Raw genomic sequence first — 17,011 nt, 5'->3', positions numbered from 1 at the left:
ACGGGCCCCGGAGACCCTCCGGTGTCACGACCGGCCGCCGGCGTCCCGGTAGGCCGACTCCGGGACGTGGTTCGGGATCGTGGCGAACTTCCCCGCGGCGCGATCGAGGACCTTGACCGTCGCGGACTTCAGGTCGAAGTAGAGCCCCACGAGCTCCAGCTCGCCGGCCTCGGCGCGCTCCCGGAGCCACGGGTAGGTGAGCAGGTTGTCGAGCTGCTGCATCACGTTGATCTGGCTGAGCCGGGCCAGCGGGTCGTCGCCGTGGTCCTCCTCGGCGCGGAAGCGCTCCAGCGTCGGCGTGCCGAGCTCGAGCCAGCGGGTCAGCCCCTCCAGGTGCGCGACCTCCGCGCCGCCCGCCATGACCGCGGCCATCGCGCCGCAGTTGGAGTGCCCGCAGACCGCGATCGTGCGGATGTCCAGCACGTTGGTCGCGTACTCCACCGTCGCCATCACCGAGTCGTCCGGGACGGCCGAGTCGTGCGGCGGGACGAAGTTGCCGACGTTCCGGTTGATGAACAGGTCACCGGGCCCGCTGGCGGTGATGATGTTGGGCACGACGCGCGAGTCCACGCAGGTGATGAACAGGAGCTCCGGCTTCTGCTCCATCGCCAGCTCGGCCATGATCGGCCGGACCAGCCCGGCGGTGCTGTCGTGGTACTCGCGGACGCCGTCGAGCAGCACGGACGTCGGGGTCGGGGGCTCGACGGCGCTCGCGGAGCGTCGCTGCCGATTCGCCCATGGAGCCCACCAGCGCGCTGGGGGGGACGACTTACGCGGCGAAGACAAATCACCTGTCACCCCTCTTTCATACCAACCCTCGTGAACCTCGTCGATGTCGACCCTGCCTCCCTGGCGCTCGTGCGCCAGCCGCCACTGGTGGACGGCGTCGAAGGCGGCATGGTCCATGAAGTCGACGTTCAGGTCGAGGTCGACGCCCGCACCCGCCGGAACGGACCGCAGCGCGCGCGTCACCTTCGGTACTCCGAGGAAGGTCAGTGTCCCCTCCACGACCACGTGCCAGCGGGGCGGAACGTCCCCGTCGTCCGGCGCGGGGAGGAGCCGCTCGGTCCGGACGGTGAGCCGGGTCAGCCGCCGCAGCGCCAGCACCGCCGTGACGGCGATGCCCAGCAGCACGCCCTCGCCGAGGCCGAGCAGGACCACGCCGGCGAACGTGGCGGCGTAGGCGGGCGCCTCCCGGTGGGAGCGCAGGTCGCGGATCCGCGCCGGGTCCACGAGGCGGATGCCGAGGACCACGAGCAGCGCCGACAGCGCCGACAGCGGGACGCGCTCGATGACGGGCCCGCAGGCCACCGCGAGCACCAGCACCCACACCCCGTGCAGGACGGTGGACAGCCGGGTCCGGGCGCCCGCCTCCAGGTTGGCGGTGCTGCGGACGATCACGCCCGCGACCGGGAGGCCGCCGAACAGCCCGGACACCGCGTTCGCCGCGCCCTGCGCGGCCAGTTCCCGGTCGAGGTCGGTGGGCGGGACGCCGGCGGGCCGGACGCGGTCGACCGCCACGCTGCACAGCAGCGACGCGACGGCCGCCACGACCGCGAGCGAGACGACGGCGCCCGCCACGCCGTGCGGTGACCCGTGCGGCAGCTCCGGGACTCCCCAGCCGTGCAGCAGGGACCCCGGCAGGTCCACCCGGTCGACCGGCCATCCGAACGCCCACACGGCGGCGGTGGCGGCGGCGATGGCGGGCAGCGGACCGGGGACCAGGCGCAGCCGGCCCCCGCGCGGCAGCCGGGACCAGCCCAGCAGCACCAGCACGGTCAGCGCGCCGACGAGCGCCGAGTACGGCGCCGGGTGCAGCAGCTGCCCCGGCAACTCCCGCAGGTTCGCCACGGCGGACTCCTGCGGGCCGCCGCCCAGCACGACGTGCACCTGGGCCAGCACGATCACCGCGCCGACGCCCGCGAGCATGCCGTGCACCACGGCGGGCGACACGGCCAGCACGACGCGCGCCACCCGGCTGAGGCCGAGTACCACCTGCAGCACCCCGGCGAGCAGGGTGATCGTGCAGGTGGCCCGCCAGCCGTAGCTCGCGATGAGGTCGGCGACCAGCACGGTCAGCCCGGCGGCCGGACCGCTGACCTGGAGCGGCGACCCGCCGGCCAGCCCGGCGACGACACCGCCGGCGACGGCGGCGACGAGCCCGGCGGCGACCGGCGCGCCCGAGGCGACCGCGATGCCCAGCGACAGCGGGATCGCGACCAGGAACACGACGAAGGACGCGAGGACGTCCCTGCGCAGAGCGGATGCGTTGAGTGGCTTTGAAGTCACTCAACGTATCCAATCAGGATTCGCGTCCCCGGAGAAGATCGCCTCCTTGGAAAAGAGCGAGGACCGCCGGAGATCCGGCGGTCCTCGCTCCGATGCTCGCGCGGCGGCGCGTCAGCGGCGGTAGTTCTCCCAGTCGTCGGGCTGCTGCCGCGACCCGTACGGGTCGGCGTCGTTCGGCTGCCCGCCCTGCTGGTAGCCGCCCTGCTGCGACGCGCCGGGGTAGCCCGAGCCGTACGCCTGGGTGGCGCCCGGGTCGTGCGGCGCGGCCAGCGGGTCGCCGCTGTTGTAGCTGCTGCCGCTGAAGTCGCCGTAGGCGCCCGTGCCGCCGCCCTGCCCGCCGGAGCCGTACGGCTCCCGGGACCCGCCGCCCAGCGGGTCGTCGTAGCGGGGCGACTCGCCGTAGGCGGGGGCGGTCGGGTACCCGTCGGTGTGCGAGCCCTGGCCGTATCCCGCCCCGGGGCCGGTGCTCGACGGGCCGAACCCGCCGTCGTACCCGCCGCCGGAGCCGGACGCTCCGCCGGACGCCGGCGGGGGCCACGGCCCCGTGCCTGAGCCGCCCGAGCCCGTCCCCGAGCCGGTGCCGAACGAGCCGGTGCCGAGCGGGTCGCTCAGCGGGTCGTTCAGCGAGCCGTACGAGCCGCCGGAGTCCCCGGACGGGCCGCCCGTGGAGCGCTGCCGGTCGGTCTGGATGCGCTGGAGGAGTTCGTCCACGGTCGGCAGCTTGTGGTTGTCGGTGTCCGAGCCCGAGCCGCCGGACGGGGCCCCGCCGAGACCGCCGTGCGCCGCCGGAGCGGCCGGGGCCGGGGGAGCGGGCGGGATCGCCTCGGCCGGGCCGGGCAGCCCGCCGGTCGTCTCGCCGAACCCGCGCGCGGGCTCCTCGGGGCGGCCGAGCGGCAGGCCCAGCGGGTCGGCGGCCGGCGGCGCCTGGTGCGGCGCGGGCGGCTGCGGCGCGGACGAGCCCAGCGGCAGGTCGAAGGCGTCCGGGCGCCCGCCCGCCGGACGCGAGCCGAGCGGGTCGCCGCCGAAGTCGCCGTAGGACGGCTCGTGCGAGGACCCGTACTGCGGCTGCTCGGGGACGCCGTACTGCGGCTGGTCGCCGTAGGGCTGGTCACCGTAGCCGGGCTGGTCCTGCGTGCCGTAGTGCGGCTGGTCGGCGTGCCCGCCGAACTGGTCGCCCCCGCCGTAGGACGGGTCGTACTGGTCGGCCGCCCCGTAGGCCGGCTGCGGCTCCTGCCCGCCGTACACCTGCTGGTCGGGCATGCCGTAGGGCGCCTGCGGGCCGGTGCCGGACGGGCCGCCGAGCGCGCCGAGGTCGGCCGGGATCGGGTCGTGCGAGGTGGAGCCGGGGTCGCCGGCGAACGGCCCGCCCTGGAAGCCGCCGGGGGCCTGCTGCGGTCCGGTGCCGGACGGGCCGCCGAGCCCGTTGAGGATCGTCCCGTCCGCGCCCAGGGAGACCGGCTGGGTGAGGCCGGGCTGCTCGACGGGGGGCTGCGGCTCGGGCGGCGCGACGTGCTGGGTCGCCTGCGCCTGCTGGGGAGCGTGCTGGGCGTTCAGCGGGTCGGCCGACGGGTCCGGCCCGCCCGCCTCCTGGCCGTGCTGCCAGGGGAACTTGGGCTTGTCGAAGGTGATGGTGGCCCAGTAGTCGTCGTCCTCCATCTCGTCGGACGACTGGCCGCCGGGAGCGGGCGGCGGCGGCGACGGGGGAGCGGCGGCGGGAGGCGGCGGGGCGGCGAGCGGTCCGCCGGCGACGCGGCGGTCGAAGCCGGGGTCGGGGGCGGCGTTGCCGTAGCCCTGGTCGTACCCGGGGCCGTAGCCGTCGTCCTGCGCGCCCATGTCGTCGGGCGGCGGCGGGGCGGCACGGCGGCCGCGGGGCTGCTGCTGCGGCTCGTCGTCCATCCAGTCGTCGTCGTCGCGGCCCGCCCTGCTGGCCCGCAGCCCGAGCGCCACGAGGACGACCACCAGGACCACGACCACAATGAGGCCGAAGACCACGATGTAAGAAGTCATGCCACCACCCAATGCCTTGGCCCGGCGAGAGTCGTCGGCGCGGTCCGCGGGTCGGGCCCGTTCGTCGCCGGCGGTCGGTTGTCCTCGGAGCTAGTCCGATTCTGTCCGACCGCTATGACCGTTGTCACACCCTTCGCGCACATTTACCCTCACCCGACGCGTATCGGCCGGCCCGTCCGGGCCACCCGCACACCCCTGTTGGCTCCAGCCCCCCGAAGGGGTCCGCGCCGACCTCGGGGCCCGGAGGCTCCACGGTCAACGCGCCTGCTTGCCGCCGAAGTTCCCGGTGATCCGGCCGCGGCCCACCGTGTGCTCGGCGATGGCGCCGAGCGAGTCCCGGAGCTTGGCGCCTTGGCGGAACGGTGCCGGACTGTCCAGAGCGTAGATGGTGAACCGGTACCGATGCCGCTCTCCCTTGGGCGGGCACGGGGGCGCGTATCCCGCCTTCTTGCCTGTGGTGAGCCCCTCGACGGCGCCCTGGATCTCGGCGCCCTCGACGAGCTCGTTGGTCGTGCCGTCGATCCCCGCGATCACCCAGTGCACGTAGGCGCCCTCCGAGCCGTCCGGGTCGTCCATCACGATCGCGAACGACCTGGTGCCGGCCGGCGCCGACCAGTGCAGCGGCGGGGTCTTTCCCTCGCCGCCAGGGTACTTCGCGCAGCCGTACCGCGTGGGCAAGTCGCGCCCATCGCGGAAGACCGGGCTGGTCACGGTGAACCACTCCGACAGCTCGGCGCTCTTGTTCTGGGGCTGGCCGATCAGCCCGCAGCCGCCCAGCGCCGTGGTGAGCGCGAGGGCGCCCGCCGCGGCCAGGATCGGACGCCGTTCTCTGCTCTTCATGTCGTTACGCTCCCGGGCGAGATCGTACGCTGCGCGCCGCCGGATCGCCGTCCTCCCGGCCTCGCGCGCTCCGCGCCGGTGGCGCCCCCTTTCCCGTCCGGCCCAACCTTAGGGCTTCCACGGGTGTGGAACGGGCCTTTCCGCCGCCCGCGGCCGCGGCGGCCCTCGTCAGCACCGGTGTGAGTTGCGTCATGCCTGCTTTGCCCCGTTCCGGGCGAAAATTTGGGAAGGAGTGGCGAGTTTCACACGCTTGGTAACGCTGTACTTTGCCGGTTGAGGAAGTTTTCGTGTTCTTTCCTGGTTCTCGGTTGGTGTCGGGCACGTTCCATCAGCTAGTTTGTGAATGTCTTCACAAGCCGACCGTGACATAGGAGGCCGCAATGGCCAGGACCGCCGAGGAGACCCCTGGCGCTCCCCACATCCTCATCGTGGGTGGCGGCTATGTGGGCATGTACACCGCCCTGCGCCTGCAGAAGAAGCTCCGCAAGGAGCTCAAGCGGGGCGAGGTCAAGGTCACCGTGGTTGACCCCAACTCGTACATGACGTACCAGCCGTTCCTCCCCGAGGCCGCCGCCGGGAACATCTCGCCGCGGCACGTCGTCGTCCCGCTCCGCCGGGTGCTGCCCCGCTGCACCGTCCGCAAGGCGCGGGTCACCGAGCTCAACCACGACGAGGGATGGGCGATCGTCCAGCCGCTGGCCGGGCCGCCGGAGCGGATCTCCTACGACTACCTGGTCATGGCGGCCGGCGCGGTGCCGCGGCTGCTGCCCATCCCGGGCCTGGCCGAGAACGGCATCAGCCTCAAGACCGTCGGCGAGGCGATCCACCTGCGCAACCACGTGCTCGAGCAGCTGGAGATCGCCGAGTCCACCGACGACGTCGACCTCCGCCGCAAGGCGCTGACCTTCGTGTTCGTCGGCGGCGGGTTCGCCGGCGTCGAGGCGATCGCCGAGCTGGAGGACATGACCCGCGACGCCACCAAGTACATGCGCAAGGTCACCCCGCAGGACCTGCGGTTCATGCTGGTCGAGGCCGCCGACCGCATCCTGCCCGAGGTCGGCCCCGACATGGGCAAGTGGACCGCCGAGCAGCTGCGCGGCCGCGGCATCGACGTGAAGATGAAGACCTTCCTGCAGTCCGCCGTGGACGGCCAGATCGAGCTGTCGGACGGCAGCAGCTTCCAGGCCGGGACGCTGGTGTGGAACGCGGGCGTCAAGCCGTCCCCGGTGGTCAAGCACGGCGACCTGCCCCTGGACGAGCGGGGCCGGGTCAAGGGCACCGAGTACCTCACCATCGAGGGCCTGGTGCGCGCGTTCACCGCCGGTGACAACGCCGCGATTCCCGACCTCACCCAGGACGGGATGTTCTGCCCGCCGAACGCCCAGCACGCCGTCCGGCAGTCGAAGGTGCTGGCCGACAACATCGTCCGGTCGCTGCGCGGCAAGTCGCTCAAGCCGTACGTGCACGGCAACCTCGGCGCCGTCGCCGGGCTCGGCCTGCACAAGGGCGTGGCGAACCCGATGGGCTTCAAGCTCAAGGGCTGGCCCGCGTGGTTCTTCCACCGCAGCTACCACGGCGCGATGGTCCCGACCTTCAACCGCAAGATCCGGGTCATCGCCGACTGGACGCTCGCGCTGTTCCTCAAGCGCGAGACCGTCTCGCTCGCCAGCGTCGAGCAGCCGCGCGCCGACTTCGAGCTCGCGGCTCTGGACGACATCAAGCCGAAGGCCAAGTCGAGCGAGCCCGCGGCCTGATCCGCGCCACGTTCCCGGCGCCCCGGCGGTCCCCGTGACCGCCGGGGCGCCGGCGTGTCCGCCGGTGGGGGAGAATCGCCGGTGTGCGGATCGGGATCCTGGGGCCCCTGGAGGTGCGCGCCGAGGGCGCCCGCGTCGAGGTCGGGGGAGCGCGGCTGCGGGCCCTGCTGACCCTGCTCGCCCTTGACCCCGGCGCGTTCCTGCCCGTCGAGCGGATCATCGACGCGCTCTGGGAGGACGGCGTGCCGCGCGGCGCGCCGAACGCGCTGCAGTCCCTGGTCTCGCGGCTGCGCGCCGCCATCGGCCGGGAGGCGGTCGAGTCGCGTCCGGGCGCCTACCGGCTCGCCGTGCCGCGCGCGTGCGTCGACGCCCACGACTTCGAGGCGCGGGCGGCGGCCGCCCGCCGCGCCTCCGACCCCGCCGGCCGGTCGGCGGGGCTGCGCGCGGCGCTCGCGCTGTGGCGCGGGCCCGCCCTCGCCGACGCGGCCGGGCTGCGGTTCGCCGGTCCGCCCGCCGCGCGGCTGGACGCGCTGCGCCGCGCCGTGCTGGAGGAGCGCATCGACGCCGACCTCGCGCTCGGCCGGCACGCCGAGGTGATCCCCGAACTGCGCGCCCTCGCCGCCGACGACCCGCTCCGCGAACCCGTCACGGCCCTGCTGATGCGCGCCCTCTACGGCGCGGGCCACCAGGCCGAGGCGCTCACCCGGTACGAGGACGCCAAGCGCGCCCTCGCCGACGGGCTCGGCGTCGACCCGTCGCCCGAGCTCGCGGCCGTGCATCTGGCGGTGCTGCGCCGCGACCCGGCGCTGGCCGCCCGCCCGGACGCCGGCCTCGCCCCGCCGCCCGCGCCGCGTCCTCCGAAGGGCAACCTGAGCGCGCCGCTGACCAGCTTCATCGGGCGCGACGCCGACCTGGAACGGGTCGGCGCGCTGCTGGCGGGCGCCCGCCTCGTCACCCTCACCGGCCCCGGCGGCGCGGGAAAGACCCGGCTGTCGGTCGAGGCCGCCCGCAGATGGGGCGCCCGTGACGGCGCCGTGCCGCCCGCGCCGCAGGCGGCGGACGGCGCCTGGCTCGTCGAGCTGGCGCCGGTCACCGACCCGGGGGAGGTGCCCGCCGCCGTCCTCGCCGCGCTCGGGCTGCGCGAGGCGCCGCAGCCGATGCCCGGCCGGCGCGCCGCGCCGCCCGACCCCCTGGACCGGGTCGTCACCGCCCTGTCGGCCCGGCGGATGCTGCTGGTCCTCGACAACTGCGAGCACCTCCTCGACGCCGCCGCCCGGCTGGCCGACCGGGTCCTGGCCGGCTGCCCCGGTGTCCGGATCATGGCGACCAGCCGCGAACCGCTCGGCATCACCGGCGAGACGCTCTGGCCCGTCGGGCCGCTGGAGGCGCCGCCGCCGTCCGCGTCCCCGGAGGACGCGCTCGCCCGGCCCGCCGTCCGGCTGTTCGCCGACCGCGCCGCCGCCGTCGCGCCCGGGTTCGCGGTCACCGGCGCCAACGTCGCCGCGGTCGTGCGGATCTGCCGGGCCCTCGACGGCGTCCCGCTGGCGATCGAACTCGCCGCCGCCCGCATGCGGGCGCTGACGCCCGCTCAGGTCGCGGCGCGCCTGGACGACCGGTTCCGGCTGCTCGGCGCGGGCAGCCGCACCGCCCTGCCCCGGCACCGGACGCTGCGGGCCGTCGTCGAGTGGAGCTGGGACCTGCTGGACGAGCCCGAGCGCGCGCTGTGCCGCCGGCTGGCCGCCTTCCCCGGCGGCGCCACGCTGGACGCCGCCGAGCGGGTGTGCGCCGGGCCGGGCCTCGACCGCGCCGCCGTCCTGGACACCCTGGCCGCGCTGGTCGACAAGTCCCTGGTCACCGTCGCGGGCGCGGACGGCGAGCCGCGCTACCGGATGCTGGAGACGATCCGCGCCTACGGGATCGAGCGGCTGGCCGAGGCGGGCGAGGAGCGGGCCGTCCGGCGCGCGCACGCCGACTGCCTCGTCCGGCTGGCCGAGGAGGCCGAGCCGCACCTGTACCGGGCCGAGCAGCTCGAATGGCTGCGCCGCCTCACCGCCGAGCACGACAACATCTCGGCGGCGCTGCGCTGGACGATCTCCACCGGGGACCCGGCGACCGCCGTCCGGTTCTGCGCGGCCCTCGGCTGGTACTGGTTCCTGCAGGGAGAGCTGCGCGACGGCGCCGACCACCTGGAGGACATCCTCCCGCTCCCGGACGTCCCCGCCGACGGCACCACCGCGCGCGCCCTCGCGCTCGGGGCCATGGCGTCGCTGGACAACCAGCTCGACGGCGACCGCGTGCGCGGCTGGCTGACCCGCGCCAGGGACCTGTGCGCCGGCCGCGATCCCGCAGACCTGCATCCGGTGCTGCGCCTGATGCTCACCACCTTCGAGATGTACACGGTCGGCTGGGACGACGCCACGGCGGCCGGCGTCGAAGGGCTGCTGGACGACCCGGACCCGTGGGTGCGCGGGCTGGCGTACTTCATCCGCGGCCAGATCGCGCACAACTTCGGCCGCCTGGGCCGGGCGCGGGAGGACTGCGACCGGGCGCTGGCGGCGTTCCGCGAGGCCGGGGACCGGTGGGGGCTGTCGTTCACGCTCGCCGCGCAGGCGGAGATGGCCGGCCGCGGCGGCGACCACCGCCGCGCCGCCGCCCTCTATGAGGAGTCGCTGCGGCTGAACGCCGAGCTCGGCGGAGGGACGGCGGCGCTCGTCCACGTCCACATGAAGCTGGCCAACGCGCTGGACCTGATCGGCGAGCGGGAGCGCGGCGAGGCGCTGCTGCTCGCCGCGGCGGAGGGCGTCGAGGCGGCCCGGCGGCCGGAGGAGGCCGCCGCGGTCCACTACCAGCTCGGCGAGTTCGCCCGCCGCTCCGGCGACGAGGCGGAGGCGCTGCGCCGGCTGTCCCGCGCGGACGAGCTGACCAGGGGCATCCCGGGCCCGCCGCAGTTCCGCGCGATGGTCCTGTGCTCGCGGGCCCAGCTCGACATGGCGATGGGCGCGATGGACGAGGCGTCGGCGCGGCTGGACGAGGCGGTGCGCGGCGCCGCCCAGGCCCGCGATCATCCGATCCTGTCGTACGTGCTGGCGGGCGTCGCCGAACGGGCGCGGCTCCTCGGCGACCCGGAACGGGCGGCAGAGCTGCTCGGCACGGCCGACGGGCTGCGCGGTGGCCCCGACCTGGCGCTGCCCGACGTCCTCGCCATCGAGGCCGCGGTCCGCGACGACCTGGGCGCGTCCGCGTACGCCGCCGCCCACGACCGCGGCGCGGCGCGGACCTTCGGCGACATCGTCGACGAGTTCGGCCTGGAGCGCCCACCCGCGTCGACCATGCACCGTCCGTCCGGCGGCCGCACCGCGGCCGCCGGCTGATCAGGGGCGCATCGGCGGGCCGGCGCGCTTCACGGTGCGGATCACCGGCGCCGTCTCCATCGTGGCGATGCCGTCGAGCGGGGCGACCCGCTCGGTGAGGTAGCGCGCGAGGTCCTCGGTGTCGCGGCAGTTCACGACCGCGACCAGGTTCGTCGGGCCGGTGGTGAGCGCGACGAACGACACCTCCGGATGCGCGGCCATCGCGGTCGCGACGTCCTGCAGCGCGGACGGCCGCACCGACGTCCACAGCCGCGCCTCGGCGTGGAAGCCGAGCCGGGCCGGTTCGATGTCGACCTGGTACTGCAGGACGCCGGCGCCGCGCAGGGCCTCGGCGCGGCGCCGGACCGTGGACTCCGACCAGCCCGTCGCCCGCGCCAGCTCGGCGTGACCCGCCCGGCCGTCGACGGCGAGGGCGGCGAGCAGGGCCCGGTCGGCGTCGCCCACCTCGACGGGCCGCGCCGCGTCGTCCGGCGCGGGCGGCCGGAGCCGGGCGGCCTGGTCCTCCGACAGCACGGCCGGGCCGAGCCAGGTGCCGGGCAGCGCGTAGCTCCGCAGCAGCAGGTGCGCCGAGACGCCGATGACGCGGCGGGTGCGGGGCAGCTTCTCCAGCAGCAGGGCGTCGCGCTCGTCCGCCGACCGGGTCTGGGTGTTGCACGAGATCTCCGTGCCGCCGGACAGCAGGTGGACGAACGAGGTGTCGTCGCGCGCCGCGAGCGCCCCCGCGATGGCCCCGGCGGCGTCCGGCGTGCAGCGGAGCCGGATCGTCCACGAGGTGTACCCGAGCCGGGGGCCGTTCACCGCGCCGACCACCCGCAGGACGCCGGACGAGCGGAGCCGCCGGTACCGCCGCGCGACGGTGTTCTCCGAGACGCCGAGCACCGCGCCGATCCGGCTGAACGGGGCCCGCCCGTCGATCCGCAACGCGTGCACGAGCCCGCGGTCGACCGGGTCCAGCATGACGTCATCCATCATATGAGCGTACCTACTGACGGATTCCGCCGCGATCTCGTCTCCACTTGGCGGACATGCGCCGGCGCCGCCGACGCTGTGGAGGTCTTCCAGCGAAAGGAGAGCCTCCGATGCGCCGATGGACGCCGCTCGCTGCGGTCTGCCTGGGCTCCTTCATGTTCATCCTGGACACCACGATCGTCGCGGTCGCGCTGCCCGGCGTCGCCCGCGGCCTGCACGCCTCCCTGTCCGGCCTGCAATGGGTCGCGAACGTCTACACGCTCGTCCTCGCCGTGCTGATGCTCCCGGCCGGGTCGCTCGCCGACCGCTTCGGGCACCGCACCGCCTACACCGCTGGGCTGGCGGTCTTCGCGGCCGCCTCGGCGGGGTGCGCGCTGGCCCCGGACGCCGGGACGCTCATCGCCGCCCGCGCCGTCCAGGGGATCGGCGGCGCCGCCCTGGCCGTCACCGCGTTCTCCCTGCTCGGCGCCGTCTACCGGGGACCCGCGCTCGGCACGGCGATGGGCGTGTGGGGTGCCGTCAGCGGCCTCGGCGGCGCGGCCGGCCCGCTGCTCGGCGGCGCCCTCACCGGCTGGCTCGGCTGGCGGGCGATCTTCCTCGTGAACCTGCCGGTCACGCTGCTCACCCTCGCGCTCACCGTGAAGGCGGTCCCGCGCGGCGAGCGCGCCGCGCGGCCCGCCCCTCTCGACCCGGCCGGCATGGTCCTGTTCGCCGCCTTCGCGGCCGCCCTCACCGCCGCCCTCACCCGTGCCGGCACCGACGGCTGGGGCTCGCCCGCCGTCCTCGCCGGACTGGCCGCCGCGCTCACCGCCTTGGCGGCGTTCGTCGCGTTCGAACCGCGCCGCCGCCATCCGATGCTCGACCTCCGGCTGTTCCGCGACCCCGCGTTCTCCGCCGTCATGGTCTGCGTGCTCGCCTCGTCGGCCGCGTTCGCCTGCCTGATCTACACCTCGGTCTGGCTGCAGTCGGCCGTGGGCCTCGGCCCTGTCGGCGCCGGCCTGGCGCTGATGCCGATGGCGCTGACGACCTTCGCGGTCTCCACGGTGAGCGGCCGCCGCGTCCCGCCGCGGACCGCGGTGAGCGGCGGGCTGCTGCTCAGCGGCCTCGGCTGCGCGCTGCAGGCGCACCTGGACGCCGGCTCAGGCGCGTCCTCGATCACGCTCGGGCTGATCGTGACCGGCGCGGGCGTCGGCCTGATGATCCCGGCGATGGGCGCCGCGGTCCTGACCGCCGCGCCGCCGGAACGGCGCGGGACGGCCGCCGGCGCGATGACCACGTTCCGCCAACTGGGCCAGACCCTCGGCGTCGCCGCCCTGGGCGTCCTCTTCCAGAACGCCCGGCATGACACCGCCGCGGGCCTCGACCACGTCTACGTGGCCGCCGCACTCACCAGCCTGACCGCCGCCGCCCTGGCCGCAACGGCCCTCAAACGCCCCCGCCAGGAGGCTCCCCAAGCCGATACAGCCGGCTGAACAACCCCACGGAAGACCAGACCCCAGCCCCCGCCACGGGCAGGCACGCGGAGCGAGCGCCAGCGAGCGCAGCGGGCGTGCCCGACGACGGACAGGCTGTTTCGCCGCGGAGCGCCAGCGGAGCGGCGAAACAGCCTGTCCGTCGCGACGGGGGTTCCAGGGGGTCGCCCCCCTGGGAGAATCAAGCCCGCTTCTTGAAGGCCCGCAGTGACAGCGGGGCGAAGACCAGGGAGATCCCGACGCCCCAGGCCAGCGCGATCCACGCGTGCTCCAGGACGGGGCCGCCGACCAGCAGGCCCCGCATGGACGCGACCAGCTGCGTCACCGGGCTGTTGTCCATGCAGAACGCCAGCCAGCCGGGGATGCCCCTGGTCGTCGGGATGAAGGCCGTGCTCAGGAAGCTCAGCGGGAAGATCACCACGAAGCCGAAGATCTGCACCTTCTCCGGTTCGTTGACCTTCATCGCGATGTACACCGACGTCCACGAGAACAGCAGCGCGAACGTGAGCAGCAGCAGGAACGCGAGGAGCACCGCGGGGAAGCTGGTGTGCACCCGGAACCCGATCGCGAACCCGACCCCGAGCAGGATCAGCATCGACCACGCCTGCTTGACCGTGTCCGCGATGATCCGGCCGGCCAGCGGCGCCGACCGGGAGATCGGCAGGCTGCGGAACCGGTCGAACACGCCCTTGGTGATGTCGGTGTTCAGCCCGAACCCGGTGCTCATCCCGGCGAACAGCGCGTTCTGCGCGATGATCCCCGGGATGACGATCGGCAGGTAGGCGTGCACGCTGCCGGCCATCGCCGGGCCGAACACGTACGCGAACAGCAGCACGAACATGATGGGCTGGATGGACAGGTCCAGCAGCTCCATCGGGTTGTGCTTGATCTGGACGAGGTTGCGCCAGGCCAGCGTCAGCGTGTTGCGGGCGGCGATGCCCGGCGACACGCGCTTGGCCAGGTCCTGCGGTGCGAACGCCGTGGCGGTCATGCCGACGCCCCTTCCCGGTCGGCGGCCTGCCCGAGCGCGCCGGCCTCCGCGTCGATGTCGTCGGTGTGGTGGCCGGTGAGGGCGAAGAAGACCTCGTCCAGGCTGGACTTGCGGAGCGACAGCTCGCCGACCGCGACGCCCGCGTCGTCGAGCCGCCGGACGACGGCGGGCATCAGCCCCGGGTCGGTGATCGGCGCGGACACCAGCCCGTCCCGGGTCTCGGGCTCGGCGCCGGTGAGGTCGGCGACGATCCGCGCGGCGGCCTCGCCGTCGGCCTCCCGGATCGGGCGCAGCTCCAGCACCTGCCCGCCGACCTGCTCCTTCAGCCGGTCGGACGTGCCCTGCGCGATGACCTGGCCGCGGTCGATCACCACGATGTCGTCGGCGAGCTGGTCGGCCTCCTCCAGGTACTGCGTGGTCAGCAGCACGGTGACGCCGTCGTCGGTCAGGCCGCGGACGATGTCCCAGAGGCCGCCGCGGCTGCGCGGGTCGAGACCCGTGGTGGGCTCGTCCAGGAACAGGAACTCCGGCCGCCCGACCAGGCTCGCCGCCAGGTCCAGGCGGCGGCGCATCCCGCCCGAGTAGGTCTTGGCGGCGCGCTCGGCGGCCTCGGTGAGCTGGAACCGCTCCAGCAGCTCCGCCGCGCGCGCCCGCGACGCCCGCCGCGAGATGCCGAGCAGCCGCCCGATGAGGATGAGGTTCTCGGTGCCGGTCAGCATCTCGTCGACCCCGGCGTACTGCCCGGTCAGGCCGATCAGCTGCCGCACCTTGTGCGCTTCCTTCACCACGTCGTACCCGCCGACGCGGGCGCTGCCCTCGGTCGGCTCGATCAGCGTGGCGAGGATCCGCGTCGCCGTCGTCTTCCCGGCGCCGTTGGGGCCGAGGACGCCGAGCACGGTGCCGGCCTCGGCGGTGAGCGAGACGCCGGCCAGCGCCCTGGTCTCACCGAACCGCTTCACCAGGCCGTCGGCCTGGATCGCGTAGGACATGTGATCTCCTGGGACTCGGTCTGCCGGACATCCCGCCCGACGGGGACGGACCCGCCAACCTATGCGTGCCCCGGGGCCGCTCGCATCCACTTTTCCGCCGCCCCCCGCGGCATCTCGGGCACGTCCGGCCACCCTTCCAGCCGCCACCGACAAAACGCTGGTAGCGCGCCGTTTTCCCGGGACGTTCTAGACTCGCGGTGTGACGTCGGTGCGGCGCAGTCACCACAAGGACGGCGGGGGCCCGCACCCGCCGCGGCTGCGGCCGCCCGCACACCGGGTCTCACCGCGCGCCATCGCGCACTGGGCGATCGAGTACCTCCTGCTCTGGGGGCTCGCGTTCGGGCTGGCGCTCGGCGTCGCGGCCTGGCTCGGCGACGCCGGATGGAGCGGGATGCCGGGCTGGCTCTCCGGGCGCGTCGGGTGGCTGCCCTACATCGTCGGGACGGCCGGGTTCCTCATGGTCACCGCGGCGCCCGTGTGGCGGTACCGGGTGCACCGCTGGGAGGTCAGCGCCGACGTCGTCTACACCACTACCGGCTGGTTCAGCCGCGAGTGGCTGCTGGTGCCGGTCAGCCGGATCCAGACCGTCGACACCGAGCAGGGCTGGATCGAGCGGCTGCTCGGCCTCGCCACCATCAAGGTCAACACCGCCTCGCACACCGGCTCGTCGGAGGTGTCCGGCCTGCCCGCGGACGTCGCGACCCGCCTCGCCGAGCAGCTTGCGCACCGCGCCCACGACCTCCGCGACGACGCGACGTGAGCGTCCGACCCGAGGCCGGGGAGCCCGCCGCGGCGGGACCCCCGCCCGCCGCCGTCGCGGCCGCGCCGCGCCGCCGCCGGCTGCACCCGCTGACGTTCGTGGTGGGGGCCGTCCGCGAGCTGATCGCGCTGCTCGCCGCGGGCGCCACCGGACTGCTCGTCGGCGGCATGTCCACCGCGTTCTACTTCACCCTCGCCGGGCTCGGGTTCGGGCTGGCGTTCCACGTCGCCGGCTGGGTCACCTTCACCTACGTCCTGTACGCCGACCGCATCGAGCTGCGGCGCGTGCTCCTCGGACGGTCCGTCAAGAGCATCCCCCGCGACCGGATCCGCGGCGTCGACGTCACCGCGTCCCTCCCGCACCGGCTGCTCGGCCTCGCCGTCGTGCACATCGACGCGGGCGCGGAGGGCGGCGAGGGCACCCTCAACGCCGTGTCCCGTCAGGAGGCGGACCGGCTGCGGCGGGTGCTGCTGGCCCGCCCGACCGCCGACCGGCGCCCGCCGCGCCGCCTCCTCGCCCGCGTGACGCCGCGCTGGTACCTGTACGCCCCGCTCAGCGGCGCCTACCTGCTCACCCCGTTCGCGCTGGCGGGCAGCGTGCTCGGCACCGTCTACAACCTCGGGGACGATCTCGGGCTCATCACCCGGCAGCGCGTCGAGACCGTCGGGCACGACGTCGCCGGGGTGGCCCCCGCCCTCGCCGTCGCGCTCCTCGTGCTGATGCTCCTCGCCATGCCGGTCATGTCGGTGATCGTGTTCGCGCTGTTCAACTGGGACTTCACCGTCCACGAGCGGGACGGCTCGATCCTGGTGGAGCGCGGCGTGCTCACCCGGCGGGCCGTGTCCCTCGAACGCCGCCGGCTGCGGGGCGTCGAGCTGACCGACAACCCCCTCGAGCGGCGCGCCGGGGTCGTCCGGCTCGGCGCCCTCATCACCGGCCTCGGGGACGCCGCGCACCGCGGGCGGCTGCTGCCCGCGGCGCCGCGCCCCGCCGCCGAGGACCTCGCCGCCCGCGTCCTCGGTCCCGTCCCGGGCCCGCTGGTCGCGCATCCTCGCGCGGCGCGCGGCCGGCGGGTCGCGCGGGCGGTCGCGCCCCTCGCGGGCGTCGCCGCCATCGCGGTGCCGGCCGGCCAGCCGTGGGTGGCCTACGTCTGCGCGGCCCTCGCCGTCCTCGCCGTTCCGCTGGGCCTGGACCGCTACCGCCAGCTGGGGCACGCCTCCGACGGCACCCGCCTCACCGTCCGCTCGGGCTCGCTGCGCCGCCGGCAGGTCGTCGTCGACCACGGCGCCGTGATCGGCTGGCGCGTCCGCCGCACGCTGTTCCAGCGCCGGCTCGGCCTCGCCACCCTGTTCGTCGCGACCGGCGCCGGCGACGGCGGCTACTCCGCGACGGACATGTCCGAGCCGGACGCCGTCGCCTTCGCCGCCGCCATCACTCCCGAATGGCTCGCGCCCTTCATCGAGCGCCCCGCACCGGAACCGCCCGGGAAGCCGGACGCCGAGCAGCGGGACGCCGACCAGCGGGACGCGACCCCGGGCGGGGCCCCGGCCTGACCGCGGCCTCCGCGCC

The 17,011-nt window shown here is 75.1% G+C and carries 11 protein-coding genes; 5 read left to right on the top strand and 6 right to left on the bottom strand.

Annotated features, from left to right (window positions below):
* Positions 1-24: 24 nt before the first annotated feature.
* The 3 genes from J4557_RS11975 to J4557_RS11965 all read right to left on the bottom strand — a co-directional run bounded on the left by J4557_RS11975 (position 25) and on the right by J4557_RS11965 (position 5,136).
* Positions 25-2,289: a SulP family inorganic anion transporter gene (locus J4557_RS11975; RefSeq protein WP_208266572.1), complete on the bottom strand. Its 2,265-nt coding sequence runs from the start codon at positions 2,287-2,289 to the stop codon at positions 25-27.
* A gap of 111 nt (positions 2,290-2,400) precedes the next feature.
* The gene (locus J4557_RS11970) at positions 2,401-4,296 is read right to left on the bottom strand and encodes a hypothetical protein (protein ID WP_208266571.1); all 1,896 of its coding nucleotides are present in this window, start codon (positions 4,294-4,296) and stop codon (positions 2,401-2,403) included.
* Between the two features lie 255 nt (positions 4,297-4,551).
* A complete protein-coding gene (locus tag J4557_RS11965) occupies positions 4,552-5,136 on the bottom strand; it encodes a YbhB/YbcL family Raf kinase inhibitor-like protein (protein ID WP_190859950.1) in 585 nt (194 codons plus the stop codon).
* Between the two features lie 380 nt (positions 5,137-5,516).
* Here J4557_RS11965 and J4557_RS11960 point away from each other — a divergent pair, with 380 nt between their 5' ends.
* Both J4557_RS11960 and J4557_RS11955 read left to right on the top strand, forming a co-directional pair.
* Complete coding sequence (locus J4557_RS11960) at positions 5,517-6,890, top strand: NAD(P)/FAD-dependent oxidoreductase (protein ID WP_208266570.1); 1,374 nt, start codon at positions 5,517-5,519, stop codon at positions 6,888-6,890.
* A gap of 83 nt (positions 6,891-6,973) precedes the next feature.
* The gene (locus J4557_RS11955) at positions 6,974-10,261 is read left to right on the top strand and encodes an AfsR/SARP family transcriptional regulator (RefSeq protein ID WP_208266569.1); all 3,288 of its coding nucleotides are present in this window, start codon (positions 6,974-6,976) and stop codon (positions 10,259-10,261) included.
* On the opposite strand, the gene J4557_RS11950 is transcribed toward J4557_RS11955, so the two are convergent.
* Positions 10,262-11,230 (bottom strand): Lrp/AsnC family transcriptional regulator, encoded by a 969-nt coding sequence (locus J4557_RS11950; protein WP_208266568.1) that lies wholly within the window; start codon positions 11,228-11,230, stop codon positions 10,262-10,264. It abuts the gene before it with no gap.
* Positions 11,231-11,340: 110 nt separating this feature from the next.
* Between J4557_RS11950 and J4557_RS11945 the strand changes: the two genes are divergently transcribed.
* The gene (locus J4557_RS11945; RefSeq protein ID WP_208266567.1) at positions 11,341-12,702 is read left to right on the top strand and encodes an MFS transporter; all 1,362 of its coding nucleotides are present in this window, start codon (positions 11,341-11,343) and stop codon (positions 12,700-12,702) included.
* A 181-nt stretch (positions 12,703-12,883) separates the two neighbouring features.
* On the opposite strand, the gene J4557_RS11940 is transcribed toward J4557_RS11945, so the two are convergent.
* Together J4557_RS11940 and J4557_RS11935 are read right to left on the bottom strand one after the other, a co-directional pair.
* Entirely contained in the window at positions 12,884-13,693 is an 810-nt protein-coding gene (locus tag J4557_RS11940) for an ABC transporter permease (RefSeq protein ID WP_208266566.1), read from the bottom strand.
* Entirely contained in the window at positions 13,690-14,682 is a 993-nt protein-coding gene (locus J4557_RS11935) for an ATP-binding cassette domain-containing protein (RefSeq protein WP_208266565.1), read from the bottom strand. The genes J4557_RS11940 and J4557_RS11935 overlap by 4 nt, the downstream gene beginning before the upstream one ends.
* A gap of 199 nt (positions 14,683-14,881) precedes the next feature.
* On the opposite strand from J4557_RS11935, the gene J4557_RS11930 reads away from it, so the two are divergent.
* Together J4557_RS11930 and J4557_RS11925 are read left to right on the top strand one after the other, a co-directional pair.
* Positions 14,882-15,442 carry a PH domain-containing protein gene (locus J4557_RS11930; protein ID WP_208266564.1) on the top strand — a complete coding sequence of 187 codons (561 nt, stop codon included), beginning with the start codon at positions 14,882-14,884 and terminating at the stop codon, positions 15,440-15,442.
* Positions 15,439-16,995, top strand: coding sequence for a PH domain-containing protein (locus J4557_RS11925; RefSeq protein WP_208266563.1), 1,557 nt, complete (start codon positions 15,439-15,441; stop codon positions 16,993-16,995). The genes J4557_RS11930 and J4557_RS11925 overlap by 4 nt, the downstream gene beginning before the upstream one ends.
* The last annotated feature ends 16 nt before the right edge of the window (positions 16,996-17,011 follow it).

The organism is Actinomadura nitritigenes, from assembly GCF_017573545.1.
GTDB lineage: Bacteria > Actinomycetota > Actinomycetes > Streptosporangiales > Streptosporangiaceae > Spirillospora > Spirillospora nitritigenes.
This window is presented reverse-complemented; position numbering and strand designations above follow the sequence as displayed.

Excerpts from the sequence above, each read along its gene's own strand:
- J4557_RS11970 (WP_208266571.1), bottom strand. The coding sequence starts at position 4,296 with ATGACTTCTTACATCGTGGTCTTCGGCCTCATTGTGGTCGTGGTCCTG.
- J4557_RS11965 (WP_190859950.1), bottom strand. The coding sequence starts at position 5,136 with ATGAAGAGCAGAGAACGGCGTCCGATCCTGGCCGCGGCGGGCGCCCTC.
- J4557_RS11960 (WP_208266570.1), top strand. The coding sequence starts at position 5,517 with ATGGCCAGGACCGCCGAGGAGACCCCTGGCGCTCCCCACATCCTCATC.
- J4557_RS11950 (WP_208266568.1), bottom strand. The coding sequence starts at position 11,230 with ATGGATGACGTCATGCTGGACCCGGTCGACCGCGGGCTCGTGCACGCG.
- J4557_RS11945 (WP_208266567.1), top strand. The coding sequence starts at position 11,341 with ATGCGCCGATGGACGCCGCTCGCTGCGGTCTGCCTGGGCTCCTTCATG.
- J4557_RS11940 (WP_208266566.1), bottom strand. The coding sequence starts at position 13,693 with ATGACCGCCACGGCGTTCGCACCGCAGGACCTGGCCAAGCGCGTGTCG.
- J4557_RS11935 (WP_208266565.1), bottom strand. The coding sequence starts at position 14,682 with ATGTCCTACGCGATCCAGGCCGACGGCCTGGTGAAGCGGTTCGGTGAG.